Origin of the sequence: Nitrosospira sp. Nsp1 (assembly GCF_900100985.1) — a bacterium.
In the GTDB taxonomy this organism is placed as follows: domain Bacteria; phylum Pseudomonadota; class Gammaproteobacteria; order Burkholderiales; family Nitrosomonadaceae; genus Nitrosospira.
The window spans coordinates 1-17,693 of sequence record NZ_FMUF01000033.1 but is presented as its reverse complement, the minus strand read 5'-3'; the positions used below and the strand labels follow the sequence as shown (position 1 = coordinate 17,693).

Here is a 17,693-nt window from a genome sequence, read left to right as displayed (position 1 = left end):
TATCTGGGTTAAACATGACGCCACAAATGGAGAGAAAGGTTGATTTTACAGATCAGGAATCTGAATCTTCGGTATCCCGACAAAATACTGTGCCAAAACCTGAGTTTGACCATCAATCCGGGCGAATGCTGGGCAATACTCGGCCAGAACGGTTGCGGCAAGACGACTTTGATCCATGCATTGGCCGGCTTGAGCCACGCCAATGGAAACGATGAGCCACCGGTAATAGTGGCGGGAAAAACGCCACAAGCCTGGTCTCAGCGCGAACTTGCCCGCATTCTGGGTGTTATGCTGCAGGAAGAGCCGGGCGAGTTCTGGGGAAATGTGCATGAATATGTGTTGCTTGGACGATATCCCCATGCCCAAAATATGTTCGGCTGGCAGACTGTCGACCACGAAATCGCAAATGAAGCCATCGAGGAAATGGAATTGACCAAACTCGCCCATCGTCCATTTATTACGCTTTCAGGCGGCGAGCGCCAGCGCGCGCGTATTGCTTTGTTGCTCGCCCAGGCGCCACAATGTTATTTACTGGATGAACCGCTGCAACACCTGGATCTGCGCCATCAAGCGAGTGCAATGAGACTATTCGGCAAATTGGCCGCTCAGGGCAGGACGCTCGTCATGGTGCTCCACGATATTGGCTGGGCAAACCGCTTCTGCGACCATATCCTCATGCTGTTCGACAATGGCCGCACCATTGCGGGAACCACTGAAGAAGTGCTTAACCGGGATAATCTCGAAGCACTTTACCAGTGCAATATGATGGAATTCGTTCTTGGAAGCGCCCGCCATTTCGTGCCGGAAACGATGCCGCGTGTATAATTCCGTATCCAGCAGCCGACGGCGACTTTTAGCTCATCTTTTTGTGGGCACCATGTTCAGCAGTGTACTTTCTGCATCACTTAACCTCACCTTTTTGATGAGTTCGCCCGTGCGAGACTTATTCAGAGGCTTCCCGATTTCGTAATGATCCGTAAACTGCTCCGCCGCGTCTTTAGCCGCAACTCATCCGCTCCCGTCCCTTCTACCCGCTCTTCTTCCGCTGAGCCGCATATCATCCCACGTGAACAACATGGCATTATGCGCGGCCACATCAATCCCTGTGCGCTGAAAGTCACATCAGGTCTGCAGGAAGCCGGATATTCCGCTTTCGTCGTCGGTGGCGCAGCACGTGACCTGCTTCTTGGACTGGAGCCGAAAGATTATGACGTCGCCACGAATGCGACACCTGAGGAGGTACGTGCCGTTTTCCGCCGTTCGCGCATCATTGGCCGCCGTTTTAGGCTGGTGCATGTGATGTGCGGCGCCGAGACAGTGGAGGTTTCCACTTTTCGCGGGAGCACCTCCGCCAGCGAGGATGAAGGGACTGTAGCCGACGCGCATGCTGACGAGCATGGACGCCTTCTGCGCGACAACATATTCGGCAGCCAGGAAGAAGATGCCAGGCGGCGGGATTTTACCGTCAATGCATTATTTTTCGATCCTGTCCACGAAGAAATCTGGGACTACCTGAACGGTTATGACGACATCAAGGCACGGCGCTTGCGCATCATCGGCGACGCCATGCGTCGATATCGCGAAGATCCGGTACGGATGCTGCGGGTAGTCCGGCTTTCGGCAAAACTCGATATGCAGATTGATCCGGCTACCGCCGAGCCGATTGCCGATCTTGCTCCTCTGTTGCGAAATGTGCCGCCGTCGCGGCTATTTGACGAAATGTTGAAATTGCTTCTATCCGGTCACGCGCTGACCTGCGTGACCGATTTGCGTAAACGCGGGTTGCATCACGGCTTGTTGCCGATGCTGGACGTCATACTGGAACAGCCGCTGGGTGAGCGCTTCATTACGCTCGCGCTCAAAAATACGGATGAGCGTGTTCATCAGGAAAAACCGGTTTCCCCCGGTTTCCTGTTTGCGGCCCTGTTATGGCACGAAGTACTTGCGAGGTGGAACGTTCGCCAGGCTGCGGAAGAAAAATTGATTCCTGCTTTGCATCAAGCGATGGATGATGTGCTGGCGATACAGAATGGAAATCTCGCAATACCGCGCAGGTATGATGCCATCATGAAGGAAATCTGGGCGATGCAACCACGCTTCATAGGCAGGTCAGGACGCAGGCCATTCCGTTTACTGGAACATCCGCGTTTTCGCGCCGCATATGACTTCATGTTGCTGCGTTGCCAAAGCGGCGAGGTCGACATGGAACTGGGGAAATGGTGGGAAACGTTCCAGCATGCCAGTACCAGCGAACGTGAAGCCATGCTTTTCAAGGATGAGGCGAAAAAGAAGCGCCGAAGAAGCCGTGGCCGACGAACATCCGCCTCCGTCGATGCCGCGAGCCCCGACAATGCAGTTGCGGACGAGCCGGAATAGTCCGGTACCATGAATCGCATGTCAGATCGTCACGCCGTTTCCCAGGCATATATCGGATTAGGCAGCAACCTGGATAATCCGGCGTCGCAGATACGGAAAGCGTTTGAGGAACTGGCGCGCCTTCCATCAAGCCATCTGCTGGCGCATTCCTCGCTTTATCGCAGCGCGCCGATGGGGCATACCGATCAGCCTGATTTCATCAACGCGGTGGCGCTGATTGAAACTGCGCTTGCCCCCCACGACCTGCTCAAAGCCCTGCTTGAAATCGAGCATCTTCACGGGCGCGTGCGTGAATATCTCAACGCGCCGCGAACGCTTGATCTCGATATACTGATGTATGATGGGCTGCAATGGGACGAGGATTGCTTGATTCTGCCGCATCCGCGCATGCATCAAAGGGCGTTTGTGTTGCAACCGCTTCGGGAAATTGCACCGGACTGCCATATTCCCGGGCGCGGCTCGATTGCCGAATTGCTGGCTGCGTGCGCGGGACAGCAAGTCGAACGAGAGCAAGCGCAGTGAAGCTGGGAGAATATCGCTACATCGTGGTGGAAGGGCCGATAGGCGTGGGCAAGACCAGTCTGGCGCGGCGTCTCGCCGGTCACCTGGGCAGCGAATTGCTGCTGGAGAAGCCGGGCGAAAATCCTTTTCTGGCAAAATTCTACGATGATATTCCCCGCCATGCGCTACCGACACAATTGTTTTTTCTGTTCCAGCGAGCCAATCAATTACAGGGCCTGGCGCAAATCGATATGTTCGCCAAGCCCACTATCAGCGATTTTCTGCTCGACAAGGACCCGCTTTTTGCCAAGCTGACCCTGAGCGACGCCGAGTATGATCTGTATCGAAAAATTTATCAGCACCTCCAGCCCGAGGCGCCCTCGCCCGACCTGGTGATTTATTTGCAGGCGTCTCCCGCGACGCTGATTGAACGGGTCAAACGACGCGGCAGCGCTTTTGAAAACAGTATTACATCGGAATATCTGTACCGGCTGACCGAGAGCTATACCCGTTTTTTTCATCAGTACGAAGATGCGCCATTAATGATAATTAACAGCGAAAATCTCAACTTTGTCGATAGGCAGGCGGATTTTGATCTATTGTTGAGGCAGGTGGAGCAGATGCGCGGCCCTCGAGAGTATTTCAATCTTGGGATTTAGCCGGGGCCGATAGCAATACCAGGTCATTTTCAGTCAGGACTATCTGACGCACTACATCAGGAGCTCAAGCATGCGCACCACACAGGACGCTTTACAGAAGATGCGGGATGATGGGGAAAAAATCGCGATCCTCACTTGCTACGATTCAAGCTTTGCGACGTTACTGGAAAATGCCGGTGTTGATATCCTGCTTGTGGGCGATTCGCTGGGTAATGTGCTTCAGGGAGAGGAGAGCACCCTCCCCGTTACGCTGGATGACATGATCTATCATACCCGTTGCGTCTCACGCGGTTCGACCAAGGCATTCATTATGGCCGACATGCCTTTCGGCACGTCCCAGGTAAGCCCGCAGGACACTTTCGAGAACGCCGCCGAGCTAATGGCCGTGGGAGCAAATATGGTCAAGCTTGAAGGGGGTTCCGTCATGTCTGAAACCGTTGAATTCCTGACCCGTCGCGGTATTCCGGTTTGTGCCCATATCGGCTTGACACCTCAATCCGTACACCAGTTAGGCGGCTATAAGGTGCAAGGCAAGACCGATCACCAGGCAAAACAGTTGCTGGAAGACGCGGTCGCCCTGGAAAACGCCGGTGCCGCAATGCTCTTGATGGAAGTAGTCCCCGCTGCGCTCGCAAAAAAAGTTACCAAGAAACTGTCCATTCCCACCATCGGCATCGGGGCGGGGATAGATTGCTCGGCGCAGGTCCTGGTGTTGTATGACATGCTGGGGATCTATTCCGGCAAGAAAGCCCGGTTCATGAAAAATTTCCTGACTGACGCGAACGGGATACATGAAGCGGTTGAAAATTATGTCAGGGCGGTGAAAGCCGGAGAATTTCCCGGGCCGGAGCATGCATTCTGACTTTTGGATTGAAGCATGGAGCTTGTTGCCGATATCTCATCCTTGCGGGCGCGCCTCGGGCATGAATCTTCCATTGCTTTTGTGCCGACCATGGGTAGCCTGCACGAGGGTCATCTGTCGCTAGTGCGTCTCGCACAGCAAGAAGCGGATTTCGTCGTGGTCAGCATTTTCGTCAACCGTCTGCAATTCGCGCCGGGAGAAGATTTTGACCGGTATCCCCGGGCTCTGGCCGATGACTGCGAATTGCTGGAAAATTACGGGGGCGCCAATATGGTTTTTGCACCCGGGGAAAAAGATCTTTATCCTGTGCCGCAGCAGTTCATGCTGGAACCACCACCAGTAGCCAATATTCTCGAAGGTGAATTTCGCCCCGGGTTTTTCCGCGGCGTAGCCACAGTTGTACTGAAACTCCTGAATATCGTACAGCCCCAGACAGCGATATTCGGTAAAAAAGATTACCAGCAACTGCATATCATGCGTGAACTGGTACGGCAGTTGAATTTGCCGGTGAAGATCGTCGCGGGAGAAACAGTACGCGCACCAGACAATCTGGCGTCGAGTTCTCGTAATCGCTATCTGACAAACGAGGAACGCGCCGAGTCAGCACGGCTTTATCAAATGCTGCTACAGGTGAAGCAGGAGATAGAGAACGGCAACAGAAATTTTCGTGAATTAGAGGAAAACGCAAAGAAACTGCTTCGCGAACACTGCTGGAAAATCGATTACATTGCCGTGCGGCACCGCGATACGCTGGCTCCACCATGCAAGGAAGATGAAAATTTGGTGATACTGGGAGCGGCCCGGCTGGGCAAAACCCGTCTGATAGACAACCTGGAAATTTCTGCCTAGCAGCCTTGTGAAAGGATTGGTCTGAATGAATCATCTCGCAATCGCCAAAGTTTTTTTAACAACCCTATCATGCATTTATGCTTACGCTATCCCCGAAGCATTTGCTGAGGCCAAGCATGAATCCGAGCGCCGGGTTGTAGTACGAACGGCGGACAGCCCGAAACTTATAAAGTTTTCGGCACCCACGCCAGCCCGTACCGAGGAGAGCAAAGCAAACGGAACTATCAAGGCGCGCGTTCACATTCGGCCTGATGGTTACGTCAGCGACGTACAACCAATTGGTCGGAACGACACGAGGCTGTGGATGAGCGTTGAGAAAGCGCTGCGTCAATGGCAGTATCAGCCCACGGTGGCAAACGGATCAGCTGTCGCCGCCGTGACCGAGGTGGTGATTGAGTTTCCTCGGCCAGCACCGCACAATTCGGGTAACGTATTGCTAGAGACCGATACATATTATGTGGCTGAACATGCGGGCGAAGACTGGTGCTTTCCTCAGGCCGATAAAGCCACCGTAAATGTTATCTTCCGAGCCGCGGCCGACAAAGACCTGAGTGCGACACCTGAGTATCGTCGGCGCTTCGAGGCCGAGATTTGGCCAGTTATCGAGCGAGCTTGTAACCCTATAACGACGGTTTTTGTCTCAAACTATTTGGCAGGAGTTCGCGTGCTGGGTTATGAGCATGCAGAGATTCCGGAAACCGAATTGCTCAAAGGCTCCCAAACAGAGCGACCAATCAATCAGCTCCTGATCTACAAAAACCCATCCGGTGCGCTAGAGTACAAAATGATGGCGGACTACGGCACCTATGCAAGCTTGGCGGAGCTACGCGCTGCACGCGGCCAGCAAGCGATCGTAACCTTGACAGCAACCGCTCCACGACAAGCGCCAACCTTGTCAGAGGAGGAAGCATTTCCTCCTCTGCAACTACAGGGTCTTGCTCATAGTCGCCAAATCAAGACGCTATACCTTGGTCAGTTTAACCTTGGTCAGTTTAGCCGGATGACGCCCGTTGCTGATCCGACCAAACTCGCCATTATTACCGACGACGGCATCACGGGTCGTAAGCTCCTCGCAGCCTACGTCGAGGCTTTTTCGGACCGGTGTCCCGATTCCTTGAGTTCAAACAAAATTGCAATCAGGGAAACGATTACGCGACGAAGTCAGCGCACCAACGACGTTGGGGTCGTCGTCAGCGACGAAATCCTCTCGAGCGTTACAAATGATACTGGCATTTTTGCTGAACCCCGGTTTGCACAAGCTTATGTATCCGTCCGCAATTCCGATTCCTTCGAAGCGCTGGTGACTATAATGCGGCAGCTGATGACAAAGCGCGCTTCGAGCTTCGGTGGAGCGGGATTGTCCGTGCTTTCCGAAGTACTTGAAATTGGCGCGGAAATGCGCGAGCTTGTCGCACGACACGGTTGCAAAAGCCCTCAAATCAAACGGCTGGGGGAAAATATTCTTTCATACGTTAAGATGCAATCGCCCAAGCCGGAATATTCGTTCGACGCGTTTGCGTACTATTGCCGACGCACAATTACTGCAATTATTCCACAGGCGCGCCCTTTGAGTTGCCCTTGCATACAGAAGGCATTGCAGGCATCGCTGAGCCCTAGTCAGTACTGGGTGCTTGAGGATGATTTCACTGAGCAACGTTTTCTCATCTCTGCATTAGCTAAAGTAGGTCTACCTCAAAAGTTGGCTATATGTTTGTAAGAAAAACTTTCCTGATGGTGGTTTGCTTGTGTCTGTCACCTGTCTCGATAGCTACGACTTTTGACTGGAGCGCCGTAGGGTTACGCGTCGCCGTACGTGAGATTCTTTTACCTATCGGTCCGGCGCACTTACCGTATGTGGTGGCGGTCCAGGAAGGTGGTCCCGCTTTCTACGCCGGCGTACAACCCGGCGACGCGGTTTCATTCCTCAAATGTGGTTCCTGGAACTTGAACTTCATAGAGAACGTCAGGAATGGCGGTGCTTATTTTCCATCTTATTCTGCAGTAAACAGCCAAGAATTCTCGGAATACACGGATGTCGATTCATTATGCAAACCGGAACGTGAAGGACTTATATCTGTAGCAATCCCTTCTGCCGATAAACGTCGTTTGAAGAGGATGATTGAGTTTCGTACTGATGTAAGAGGTACCGGCAAATGGCTTGACACTAAGGCCGGGGTTACAGATATTCTCAGTTCAGCACGTGCGACTAGAAACAACCTGTACGCAGAGCTCTTAGGTCGTGCGGAGAAGGAACTGCTCGCATCTCCTTGTTCTTACGACGTGAGTAACCCGTACGACCTCACAAAAATGCCACCGATTATTCGCGAAATAACTGCTGCTGAAGGGGGCAGCGGCACTATAGATCCAATGTATTGGCGAGACGTCGTTCAAATGATGTGTGACGAGGAACGTCGAGGCAAGTTACCTTCGTTCGAATCGGCATTGGTGCGGATGAGCAAAGGCTGGCTCAATCCATGCGAGTACGACGGAGGTGTCAATTATGGCAATGTGCCACTTAACCCCGAGCGCCGCGAACGCCGATACTCGCGCACTGAATACGAATCACTGACCGATTTCAACTATACGCTCGTTGCGCTGCTTAACGACACCCAGCGTAAGTGTTTCTACGATTTAGTGCGCTCAGCTCTCACGAAACGCTAATTAATATGTTTTGAGATTTTCTTCGCTATTTGAGCAGCTATGTTGTAGCAGCCTACATTCAAAATCGCTCCGATCTGCATTCAGTGCGATTTTGAGCCAAAGGCATCGGTTTCGAGTGACCTGAACATCCATCAATGTCGATACTGTTCCCTGGTGAATCCGACTGCTTGTCCCACGACGACAAGACTTTTTAGATCTCCATTGCCATCGGGCAGGACAAGCCCGTCAAAAAGTACCGCAGGCATTTTTTACGGAAGTGATATACGGAACAGAACATGAACCGGTTCGCATGGAAAGCCGAATGTAATCTATCGCAAACTCTTCACACTCCTCTCCAGTGCCACAGAAGCCTCTGATTTTCATGCAAATTATCTCGTCGCTACTTAGCGACACATAATATACGCCTGATTTCAGCGGGTTAGAGGGATAAGCTCCTTTTATGTTGCTTGCAGGCAACATAAATATTGTCAGATTTCGCTTTTTTTCTCCTTATTTTATGCAAGTCCCTGTTCCGCAAGGTTTAATACCGGTTGGCATGATAAATGCTTTTCCACGTATAACAACTGCAATACCAGTTGAGCCTGTTGATAATCAAGCGCCGAAAATTATCCTCCGCCCGGAGGTACTGTCAGGGGACGGGTATGAGCGTCAGTTCGGAGTCAGTTGTTCAGGTCACTAGATTTCTTTAAATCATCGTCATCATAGTAGTGTCACGAGCGAAGGATACACTTCGGCGGCACGGCTCAACACAAAGGAGTTCTCATATGTCTCCACTGCACAGCCCGAAGCAGAATCGTATTTTGGCCGCCCTGCCGCGAGAGGATTATGGACGGCTCTTCGCATTTCTTGAGTTCATATCAATGCCATTGGGAAAAATAATTCATGAGCCGGGTTCGCCTATTACTCATGCATATTTTCCCACCACCAGCATTGTTGCGCCTTTGTATGGCGCGGAGAATGGGGCCTCCGTGCAACTTTCAATAATCGGTAATGAAGGGCTCACCGGTATTTCGTCTCTTTTAGGCAGCGGCAGCATGCCTGCCGGCGTGGTTGTTCAAAGCGCGGGTGAGGGCTACCGGGTGAAAGTGGGCGTGCTGAAAAAAGAATTCGATTTGAGGGGCGGGTTACAGCACTTGGTACTTCGTTTTACTCAAGCGCAGATTACCCAAACAGCGCAGAACGCTGTTTGCAACCGCCACCATAATATAGAGCAGCAGTTATGCCGCTTCCTGCTGATGAGCCTGGACCGATTGTCGCGCCGGCAGTTGAAAATGACACATGAGCAGATTGCGATCATGCTGGGTGTCCGCCGCGAAAGCGTGACTCAGGCCGCTCTCAAGCTGCAAACGATAGGTGCAATCCACTACAGCCGTGGCCATATCACGGTTTTGGATCGTGAAGAGCTGGAAAATTCAGTATGCGAATGTTATACGGTGGTAAACGCCGAGTATGACCGCCTGCTATGGAATGATACCCCTCATTTTCCTGCTCAGCAGGGTCTGGATCGGGTTGTGCGAAACACGAACCGAAACATGGAAGAAGAGCTACGGACCGTAAACTGAGGAGAGCCCCGGACTACTTCAGCGAAAACCAGGTTTCGCCCTCCCCTACCTGAAGCTGAGTAGTCCGGCTTGTCGCGTGATGACGGACTGCTAACCTGTCATGAGTTCTCTGAGAACGTAAGGTAAGATGCCGCCATGCAGGTAATAGTCCACCTCGATGGCCGTATCAATTCTGCACAGTAAGTCGATCTTCCGGCTTGAACCATCTTCTTCACGGATGACGAGTGTCACATCCTGCTGCGGGCGGACATCTTGCAAACCCAGAAGATCGAATTGTTCATTACCTTTGATGCCTAGCGATTGGGCGCTGTCGTCCCCTTTGAATTGTAACGGCAACACGCCCATGCCAACCAGATTGCTGCGGTGTATGCGTTCGAAGCTCCTGGCAATTACTGCCTTGACGCCAAGTAATTGTGCTCCCTTCGCAGCCCAGTCGCGGCTTGATCCAGCACCGTATTCTTCTCCTCCGAATACCAGCGTCGGTACGCCCTCTGCCACATATTTCATGGCTGCATCGTAAATGCTCATCTGCTGAGCATCAGGATAATGCAGGGTTATGCCCCCCTCGCTGCCCGGTATCATCAGGTTTTTGATGCGTACATTAGCAAAGGTACCTCGCATCATCACGTCATGGTTCCCCCGGCGCGCGCCATAACTATTGAAATCGGGCTTTGATACGCCGTTTGCGAGCAGGTATTTTCCCGCGGGTGAAGTATCCTTGATGGCGCCGGCAGGACTGATGTGATCGGTAGTCACGGAGTCACCGAAAATACCCAGGACGCGCGCATTTCGTACCTCGCCGATCTGCCCGGGCTGCATGGAAAAATCTTCAAAGAACGGTGGCTCGGCAATATAGGTGGACTTTGGCCAAGTGTACACTTGGCCTGAAACCGCTGAAACATCGTTCCATAATGGATGATCCTTGGTCAAATTGCTGTAGAGCCGACGGAACGTTTCCCCATTAGTGGCGAATTTCATCAATGCGTGGATCTCATCCTCGCGCGGCCAGACATCCGCAAGCATGACAGCTGCCCCATCCTCTGCGAAACCCAATGGCTCAGTCGTCAAATCCCTGAGCATGGTCCCGGCAATGGCATATGCCACCACCAGCGGCGGAGAAGCAAGGAAATTTGCGCGGACACTGGAGTGAATTCGCGCTTCGAAATTGCGATTGCCGGAGAGCACTGCGGCGCAAACCAGATCATTTGCCCCCATCGCTTCCTCGATGGGTTCGGATAGCGGCCCTGAGTTGCCTATGCAAGTGGTACAGCCATAGCCTACAAGATTAAAACCAAGTTTTTCCAGGTAGGCCAACAAGCCGGTAGCCCCGAGATACTCCGTCACCACACGCGACCCAGGGGCCAGCGAAGTCTTGATATGCCGCTTTACCGTCAGTCCTTTTTCTACTGCCTTCTTTGCCAGCAGGCCCGCTGCAAGCAGCACACTGGGGTTGGACGTATTGGTGCAGGACGTAATCGCTGCAATCACCACATCGCCGTGGCCCAGATCGAATGGGCCGTTCGATATGCATACCGGTGCTTCGTCCGTATCCAGTATTGGACGATTGCTGACCATCTCCGTAACATTCCTTGCGCTCCCCAGTTGCAAGGGAATGTTTTCCTGCCCTGCGCCGGCGATGTGAGCCTCTCTGCCCATTTCTTTGTCATTACAACTGCGCACTGGATGACGCAGATCCAAATCTGTCGCGCTTTTACCGTAACCGCTTTCCACAACGGGTTTGGTAAAGAGTTCGGTAAATCTGGATTTAATATTATCGATTTCAATGCGGTCCTGAGGGCGCCGAGGCCCTGCCAGCGAGGGCGAAACCGTGCCCAGATCAAGCTCCAGTTCACGTGTGTAATCGATGTCGCCCTTGCGGGGTGTACCGTACATCTCCTGAGCCTGAAAATAGGATTGAAGCGCGGCGACTTCCTCTTCGCTACGCCCGGTACCGCGGAAATACTCGATGGTGGCATCATCCACAGGAAAGAAGCCCATGGTGGCGCCATATTCAGGTGCCATATTGGCGATAGTGGCGCGATCGGGCACGGATAACGACGCGGTACCTTCGCCGAAAAATTCCACGAACTTGCCCACCACGTGAGCTTTGCGCAACATCTCGGTAACGGTCAGAACGAGATCGGTGGCGGTGACGCCGTCACGCAAACGGCCTGTAAGATTTACACCGACCACGTCGGGAGTGAGAAGATAAACCGGTTGCCCCAGCATCCCGGCTTCCGCTTCGATCCCCCCAACGCCCCAGCCTATGACCCCGATGCCATTGATCATAGTGGTATGTGAATCCGTGCCGACCAATGTATCCGGATACACCACCCCATCTTTCTGGTGCACCCCGCGGGCGAGATACTCCAGATTCACCTGGTGCACAATACCGATGCCCGGGGGCACTACCGTAAACGTGTCGAATGCCTGCATGCCCCACTTTATAAACTCATAACGCTCATTATTGCGACGGAATTCAATTTCCATATTGAGTTTGAGCGCCTGATCGTTACCGTAGTAATCGACCTGAACCGAATGGTCAACCACTAGATCAACAGGCACCAGCGGCTCGATGAGCTTAGGGTCCCTGCCCATTTTTTCCGCCACACCACGCATTGCCGCCAGATCGACCAGGAGCGGTACACCGGTGAAATCCTGCAGCAGGATACGCGATACCACAAAGGGAATCTCATCCATCCGCGCCGCATTGGGTTGCCAGTTGGCGAGTCGCCTCACATGAGCTTCTGTGACTTTCTTGCCATCGCAATGGCGCAAAACCGATTCCAGCACAATACGAAGGGAGATCGGCAGACGTGAAATCTTACCCACGCCCGATGCTTCGAGCGCAGGCAAAGAATAAAACTTTGCTTTCCTGTTCGCGGAAAGAACAATTTCCTTTTGTGTGTTGAATGGATTGTGAGTCATGGATGCTCCTTAAAAAATTGCCGTATCGGTCGAGCCGGGATTTGCGGAAATCAATCCCACCGGATGGATCAGAATCTGCGACCCCTGAACTGAGCAAGCCAAACTGAGCGAGCCATTTGACGATCCTCGATCAAGATCACCTGGCGATATCCTTGTTATTTTTTTCCGCCTTATATTCTGCAATATCGGCTTCGATGACGCTCCTGGAAAAACTCTGGTAGGCAAGCCCGATGCGTTTGGCCATTGTGTCGGGAAAGAGATGGAAATCTCCTGATTTCAGTGCGGCGATTATACCTTCCGCCACGACGGACGAAGGCTCGGCATTTCCATTCAAGCCAGCCATATCGGACATGTCAGTGGCGATAAGGCCGGGATGCACGCTGAGCACTGCTGTGCCCTGTTGGCCCAGCAACTCGCGCAACGCCTGCGTGAGAGAGTAAGTGGCCGCCTTGGAAGCGGAGTGGGTCGCAAAGTTCGAAGCGCATTTCAATGATGCGATCGAGTTGAGCTGGACAAACGCACCGCCGCCATTTGACTTGAGAATGGGAGCAAATGCTTGCGCCATGCGGATCAACCCGAATACATTGATCTTCATTGCCAACTCGAGCGAATCTATCGCATCGCTATCCAGCGGGGTTGAAGCCCTGAAGACAGCTGCATTGTTAACCACCACCTGAACATCACTCGTTCTATCCGCCAGCGCTGTGATAGTTTCCGGTTCAGCCAGATTCAACTGAACAGGTTCCACCATGTCGCCATAATGCTCGGTCAGGGGTATGGCAGAATCCAGGTTGCGAACCGCGGCATAGACTTTCGTTGCGCCATGATGCAGGAAAGCATCGACTATCGCGCTGCCTATTCCACGATTCGCTCCCGTGACAAGTGCTATCTTGCCATTGATGTCGCAGGTTATTTTCATTTTATGTATAACATTGGCTTGGCGTGAATCGATGTCGATCTGGCTAACCATGAACACGCATTCAATTATATTCCGCTTGAACCCTTCCGCGCAGCTCTTATTCAGAACTTCCTTATGTCTCGCGATTTTGAGCCGTTGAGGTTCTGGATTCAATCAACGCTTGTATCCAATGGAACAAGAGGAAAGGGATGAGTCTATCATTGGAGCTCGGCGAAGGGATTACTTTCTCACGACCATTAATGTTAGTGGCATAATCCCTAAATGGCGCTTGAACCCTGAATATTGTCTAGTATGAAGAAGCGGACGGTGATAATGCAGTTCGGCCCCTGTCTGGGCGTGCAGCATGCCGCAACCTTTGCCGCTGATCTGGATGCGGCTCGCTGGGTTTTCTTATAAGAACATTTTTTATGGCACGCACCACGCTGGCTCTGTTGCATGGTTTTCTCGGTTTCTCACATAGAGGGCCTATTGAATATTTTCGCGGCGTAAAGGGAGCATTGCGCGATATGCATATTACGCCCCTTATCCCCGAAGTGCCCACCGCCGGCACCATAGCCGAGCGCGCGGAAACGCTTGCCTCAAAACTTCTTCGCGACAACACATCTACCTTTGCCTTGGTGGCGCATAGCATGGGCGGGCTGGATGCCAGATATCTGATTAGCTATCTCGATCCGGATCACCGCATAAAAAGTTTGCTTACTGTTTCCACCCCGCACCGCGGCAGCCCATTGGCGGCATGGATGCTTGAATCGAACGGGCCGATTCCGGCCTGGTTTCGGTATATTGGCCGCCCGGCGCTGGATGAACTGACGCCAAGGGCATGTGCAGCCATGTCTATCCCGGACCGGGAGGATGTAGATTACGCTTCCTACGCGAGTTGCCGCCCTGCTGGGGAGCTTCCATTCTGGCTCAAACCCTATGGATGCATTATTTCCGAGGATAACGACGGAATGGTTCCACTTAGCTCCGCGCAATGGGGAAAATTTCGTGGCATCATGCGCGCGGATCACGTGGAACTGCTCGGGTGGAGTCTGAGCTTGCCTGATACTCGATCCGAGAGGCCTTTCGATCACCTCCGTTTTTGGAAACGGGCAGCCGCCGAGGCTATCGCAGCGGCAGAGGAAAAAACATGGTAAAGGAGACGAGCATGGATCAAAACGAGGGAAAGAAATGGCACATGCCCTGGTACGACTGGTCGATATTTGTGGTACCGGGTGCCTTTATTATCAGCCTTGGGCTCGAGTCCGCCCTTGGTTCTCCAACGGGCCCTGATGGGCTCGCGTACCGTGATTTCCGGGCTATTGCGCACTGGTTTGATCCGGTATTTTTCCAGTATAACCTCGTCATGACATTGCTGACGGTACTGGTCGTGCCATCGCTTGCTCTAAGCTATATACAAACCATGTCGAACCGGAAGGAACAGCGATTGCAACGCGAGGTTCCAGCCGAGCGTCGCGGCGAAATCCGCCGAAGGATGGGACAGCGCGCTTCCTTTAGCACCTATCGGGGGAGTGTCTGGCTGACCACGACTATCGTGCTACTTGGCACCTCGATCCTGCTGCTGTTCAAACCCATCTCTTCAGCAGGCGGAATGGGGGTAGATTTCAGTCTTGGCGCAAACATGCTGACGATGGGGCCTTTCGCAGAATTATACGAAAGAAATCCAGACGCATATTATTCCCACCTTATCCGAAACCAGATCGCTTTCCAGTTCGGTTTTCTGGGTGCATATGTCTATTTCATCGGCTCCGTAGTCCGCGCATACTTCACGATGGATCTGACTTCCCTCACTTTCGTCGATGGCGCCATCCGCATGATCGTCGCGAGCATACTGGCATTGGTGCTCTCCTTCGCCTTCGACTTCGCTTTCCCTACCGAGCTTAAATTAGCCTCTACCTCAGCCGTTGCACGTGACACCGATTCCATGCCTGCTGCCGAGTCTTCTCCCGCTGCCGCCTCGACCACTGGCGAGGCTGTACGAGATGGCGAACGGGGCGGCACACGGGGCGGTTCGCAGGGAAATTCTGACAGGGCAAGTGCAGCGCTTCCGGCAAGCCTGAGCCTGCTTCCAGTCATGGCCTTTTTCTTTGGCTTCTATCCGAAACGGGCGACCCTGGCAATCGAGCGTATCGCACTCACGGTAATGAAGGGTATCGTCTCCGACGATAGTTATCGCGCGCTTCCACTTTCCATGCTTGCGGGAATGAGCTATACACACGAACTGAGGCTGGAACGGGAGGGTTTCGATAATATTGAAAACCTGAGCAACGCCGATGCTGTGGATCTGGCGGTGCGCACCTGTTTCAGCTACGGCCAACTGAAACAATGGATAGACCAGGCTTGGCTTGCCACTCACCTGCGGGAAGATTATCCGGATTTCGTCCGGCGCACCAGTATTGCAAGTAGTGATGAACTGCGCCATTTTCTGGCCAGCTGCGATTCCGCAAAGGTCGATGGAGTGGAACAACTGGTGGCAGGGTTGTCGGCGGACCCTATGGCGAGTCCATCGTGGAAGGTCAGGCTGGCAGCAATCAAAATATTGCTTGATATCGATCCTGCTCTGCCGGAAAACCGTAGCAATCCGGATATTGGTGAGCATGGATCGGGCTGATATAGGCTCGGGTATTCTTCTGGAAGAATACCCGGGTTAAATCACAAGCATATCGACAAACTGATTGACCGGTGTTTCTTCGAGTTTTCCTGGATCAAGGCAGAGGTCGAATATTGCCTTTTGCTGCGTTGCCGGGAAACGACGCGCAAGATTGATTCTGAATTTTTCCTCCAGTAGCGGAGTGCCTTCGTTGCGGCGGAATCGGTGGCCAATGGGGTATTCCACGACGACCTCATCCAGTTTACTGCCGTCCTTGAATTCCACTGTCAGACCGTTGGCAATGGAACGCTTTTCAGGATCGTGATAATCCCTGGTGAATTGCGGATCCTCGACACACGTTATTTTTTCGCGGAGCTCGTCGATTCGCGGATCGGCGGCAACAGCGTCCTCGTAATCGGCAGCGGTAAGTCTTCCAAAAATAAGCGGCACCGCAACGATGTATTGAATGCAATGATCGCGGTCTGCAGGATTGTTGAGCGGCCCTTTCTTGTCGATGATGCGAATCGCAGCCTCGTGAGTGCGGATGATGATTCTCTTGATATCGGTGATTCGCTCCCTCAAATGGACGTGCAATTGCATCGCGCATTCTGCTGCTGTCTGGGAATGGAATTCGGCGGGGAAGGAAATCTTGAACAACACGTTTTCCATGACGTACGAACCCCACTGTTTGACCGGCCTCGGGAATTTGAACGATTGCTCCTTGAACAATACATCGTAAAAACCCCAGGTCTTGGCAGTGAGTGCCGAGGGGTAGCCCATTTCCCCTTTAAGCGTAATCAGCGCCAGCCAGACGGCCCGGCTGGTGGCATCGCCCGCCGCCCAGGATTTGCGCGATCCGGTATTGGGGGCATGGCGATAAGTGCGCAGCGATTGTCCATCCACCCAGGCCTGTGAAAGTGCGTCAACTATCTGGTCGCGGTTCCCGCCGAGCAAGTGCATCACGACCGCGACAGAAGCCACTTTCACCAGCACGACATGATCCAGCCCAACCTTGTTGAAACTATTCTCCAACGCAAGGCAACCCTGAATTTCGTGGGCCTTGATCATCGCCGTCAGCACGTCGCGCATCGCGAACGGTTTCTCTCCCTCGGCCACAGCCTTGCGCGAACACCAGTCCGCAACGGCAAGTATCCCGCCCAGATTATCCGACGGATGACCCCATTCCGCAGCCAGCCAGGTATCGTTGAAATCGAGCCAGCGAATCATCGTGCCAATATTGAATGCCGCCTGCACCGGATCGAGCTCGAATCGTGTACCGGGAATTCTCGCCCCGCCCGGCACCGTGGTTCCGGGAATGAGCGGCCCCAGCAGTTTGGTGCAAGCCGGGTAAGTAAGCGCTTCCATCGCACAACCCAGCGAATCCATCAGGCAATGGCGTGCGGTTTCGTAAGCAAGGGTGCTCGGGATATTGCGATCAACAACGTAATCCGCGATGTCCACCAGCACTTGATCGGGCTGGGGACGAATATTGGAGATAGAGAATGGCATATACGTATTATAAAACAGTGGCTAACAGTAAGTATCGTCTTTCCCGCGAACGGGAATCCAAGGTCTTTTTTAAGCTATTTGAACGCTGGTACTGTAATAAATGAATGATCGGCAGGAAGTAGGTCGGGCTCTGCCCGACAACTTTTTCGAGGGTGTCCTTGATTTTGTGTAATCGGGGAATTGTTTAATGCTGTGGCATACGCTCATCGAACATGATGGTAAATCGATTTAGTGCCGCTTTCCAGTTCTGAATCGGCATCGTCCATTTCTTGCTGAT

Annotated in this window: 14 protein-coding genes; 11 read left to right on the top strand and 3 right to left on the bottom strand. The window is 52.9% G+C overall.

The genetic code is table 11. From position 1 onward, the window contains the following. Positions 1–39 precede the first annotated feature (39 nt). The 9 genes from BLP78_RS14520 (at position 40) to BLP78_RS14480 (ending at position 9,470) form a co-directional block, all read left to right on the top strand. Positions 40–825 carry an ABC transporter ATP-binding protein gene (locus BLP78_RS14520; protein ID WP_090460387.1) on the top strand — a complete coding sequence of 262 codons (786 nt, stop codon included), beginning with the start codon at positions 40–42 and terminating at the stop codon, positions 823–825. 144 nt (positions 826–969) lie between these two features. Beyond that, a complete protein-coding gene (gene pcnB, locus BLP78_RS14515) occupies positions 970–2,376 on the top strand; it encodes a polynucleotide adenylyltransferase PcnB (protein ID WP_090460385.1) in 1,407 nt (468 codons plus the stop codon). A gap of 9 nt (positions 2,377–2,385) precedes the next feature. Then, on the top strand, positions 2,386–2,898 hold the full coding sequence (gene folK / locus BLP78_RS14510) for a 2-amino-4-hydroxy-6-hydroxymethyldihydropteridine diphosphokinase (RefSeq protein ID WP_090460382.1): 513 nt from the start codon (positions 2,386–2,388) through the stop codon (positions 2,896–2,898). Beyond that, a complete protein-coding gene (locus BLP78_RS14505; RefSeq protein WP_090460380.1) occupies positions 2,895–3,536 on the top strand; it encodes a deoxynucleoside kinase in 642 nt (213 codons plus the stop codon). Before folK ends, BLP78_RS14505 begins: the two co-directional genes overlap by 4 nt. A gap of 70 nt (positions 3,537–3,606) precedes the next feature. Next, a complete protein-coding gene (panB, locus tag BLP78_RS14500) occupies positions 3,607–4,398 on the top strand; it encodes a 3-methyl-2-oxobutanoate hydroxymethyltransferase (RefSeq protein ID WP_090460378.1) in 792 nt (263 codons plus the stop codon). Positions 4,399–4,413: 15 nt separating this feature from the next. Then, entirely contained in the window at positions 4,414–5,247 is an 834-nt protein-coding gene (gene panC, locus BLP78_RS14495; RefSeq protein WP_090460377.1) for a pantoate--beta-alanine ligase, read from the top strand. 25 nt (positions 5,248–5,272) lie between these two features. After that, positions 5,273–6,964: an energy transducer TonB gene (locus BLP78_RS14490; RefSeq protein WP_090460375.1), complete on the top strand. Its 1,692-nt coding sequence runs from the start codon at positions 5,273–5,275 to the stop codon at positions 6,962–6,964. Next, complete coding sequence (locus tag BLP78_RS14485) at positions 6,955–7,908, top strand: S41 family peptidase (protein ID WP_090460373.1); 954 nt, start codon at positions 6,955–6,957, stop codon at positions 7,906–7,908. The genes BLP78_RS14490 and BLP78_RS14485 overlap by 10 nt, the downstream gene beginning before the upstream one ends. A gap of 764 nt (positions 7,909–8,672) precedes the next feature. Next, entirely contained in the window at positions 8,673–9,470 is a 798-nt protein-coding gene (locus BLP78_RS14480) for a Crp/Fnr family transcriptional regulator (protein ID WP_090460371.1), read from the top strand. 90 nt (positions 9,471–9,560) lie between these two features. On the opposite strand, the gene BLP78_RS14475 is transcribed toward BLP78_RS14480, so the two are convergent. Next, positions 9,561–12,398 carry an aconitate hydratase gene (locus tag BLP78_RS14475; protein WP_090460369.1) on the bottom strand — a complete coding sequence of 946 codons (2,838 nt, stop codon included), beginning with the start codon at positions 12,396–12,398 and terminating at the stop codon, positions 9,561–9,563. 136 nt (positions 12,399–12,534) lie between these two features. Beyond that, on the bottom strand, positions 12,535–13,368 hold the full coding sequence (locus BLP78_RS14470) for an SDR family oxidoreductase (RefSeq protein ID WP_256330311.1): 834 nt from the start codon (positions 13,366–13,368) through the stop codon (positions 12,535–12,537). A gap of 356 nt (positions 13,369–13,724) precedes the next feature. Between BLP78_RS14470 and BLP78_RS14465 the strand changes: the two genes are divergently transcribed. Then, positions 13,725–14,453: a PGAP1-like alpha/beta domain-containing protein gene (locus BLP78_RS14465; RefSeq protein ID WP_090460367.1), complete on the top strand. Its 729-nt coding sequence runs from the start codon at positions 13,725–13,727 to the stop codon at positions 14,451–14,453. Positions 14,454–14,464: 11 nt separating this feature from the next. Further along, the gene (locus BLP78_RS14460) at positions 14,465–15,928 is read left to right on the top strand and encodes a hypothetical protein (RefSeq protein WP_090460405.1); all 1,464 of its coding nucleotides are present in this window, start codon (positions 14,465–14,467) and stop codon (positions 15,926–15,928) included. Positions 15,929–15,964: 36 nt separating this feature from the next. On the opposite strand, the gene BLP78_RS14455 is transcribed toward BLP78_RS14460, so the two are convergent. Next, a complete protein-coding gene (locus BLP78_RS14455; RefSeq protein ID WP_090460365.1) occupies positions 15,965–17,416 on the bottom strand; it encodes a bifunctional 2-methylcitrate dehydratase/aconitate hydratase in 1,452 nt (483 codons plus the stop codon). Positions 17,417–17,693: the final 277 nt, after the last annotated feature.

What these genes read in the sequence shown, in the direction of transcription:
- panB (WP_090460378.1), top strand. Translation starts at nt 3,607, where the DNA reads ATGCGCACCACACAGGACGCTTTACAGAAGATGCGGGATGATGGGGAA.
- BLP78_RS14480 (WP_090460371.1), top strand. Translation starts at nt 8,673, where the DNA reads ATGTCTCCACTGCACAGCCCGAAGCAGAATCGTATTTTGGCCGCCCTG.
- BLP78_RS14485 (WP_090460373.1), top strand. Translation starts at nt 6,955, where the DNA reads ATGTTTGTAAGAAAAACTTTCCTGATGGTGGTTTGCTTGTGTCTGTCA.
- pcnB (WP_090460385.1), top strand. Translation starts at nt 970, where the DNA reads ATGATCCGTAAACTGCTCCGCCGCGTCTTTAGCCGCAACTCATCCGCT.
- BLP78_RS14470 (WP_256330311.1), bottom strand. Translation starts at nt 13,368, where the DNA reads ATGGTTAGCCAGATCGACATCGATTCACGCCAAGCCAATGTTATACAT.
- panC (WP_090460377.1), top strand. Translation starts at nt 4,414, where the DNA reads ATGGAGCTTGTTGCCGATATCTCATCCTTGCGGGCGCGCCTCGGGCAT.
- BLP78_RS14490 (WP_090460375.1), top strand. Translation starts at nt 5,273, where the DNA reads ATGAATCATCTCGCAATCGCCAAAGTTTTTTTAACAACCCTATCATGC.
- folK (WP_090460382.1), top strand. Translation starts at nt 2,386, where the DNA reads ATGAATCGCATGTCAGATCGTCACGCCGTTTCCCAGGCATATATCGGA.
- BLP78_RS14455 (WP_090460365.1), bottom strand. Translation starts at nt 17,416, where the DNA reads ATGCCATTCTCTATCTCCAATATTCGTCCCCAGCCCGATCAAGTGCTG.
- BLP78_RS14460 (WP_090460405.1), top strand. Translation starts at nt 14,465, where the DNA reads ATGGATCAAAACGAGGGAAAGAAATGGCACATGCCCTGGTACGACTGG.
- BLP78_RS14475 (WP_090460369.1), bottom strand. Translation starts at nt 12,398, where the DNA reads ATGACTCACAATCCATTCAACACACAAAAGGAAATTGTTCTTTCCGCG.
- BLP78_RS14465 (WP_090460367.1), top strand. Translation starts at nt 13,725, where the DNA reads ATGGCACGCACCACGCTGGCTCTGTTGCATGGTTTTCTCGGTTTCTCA.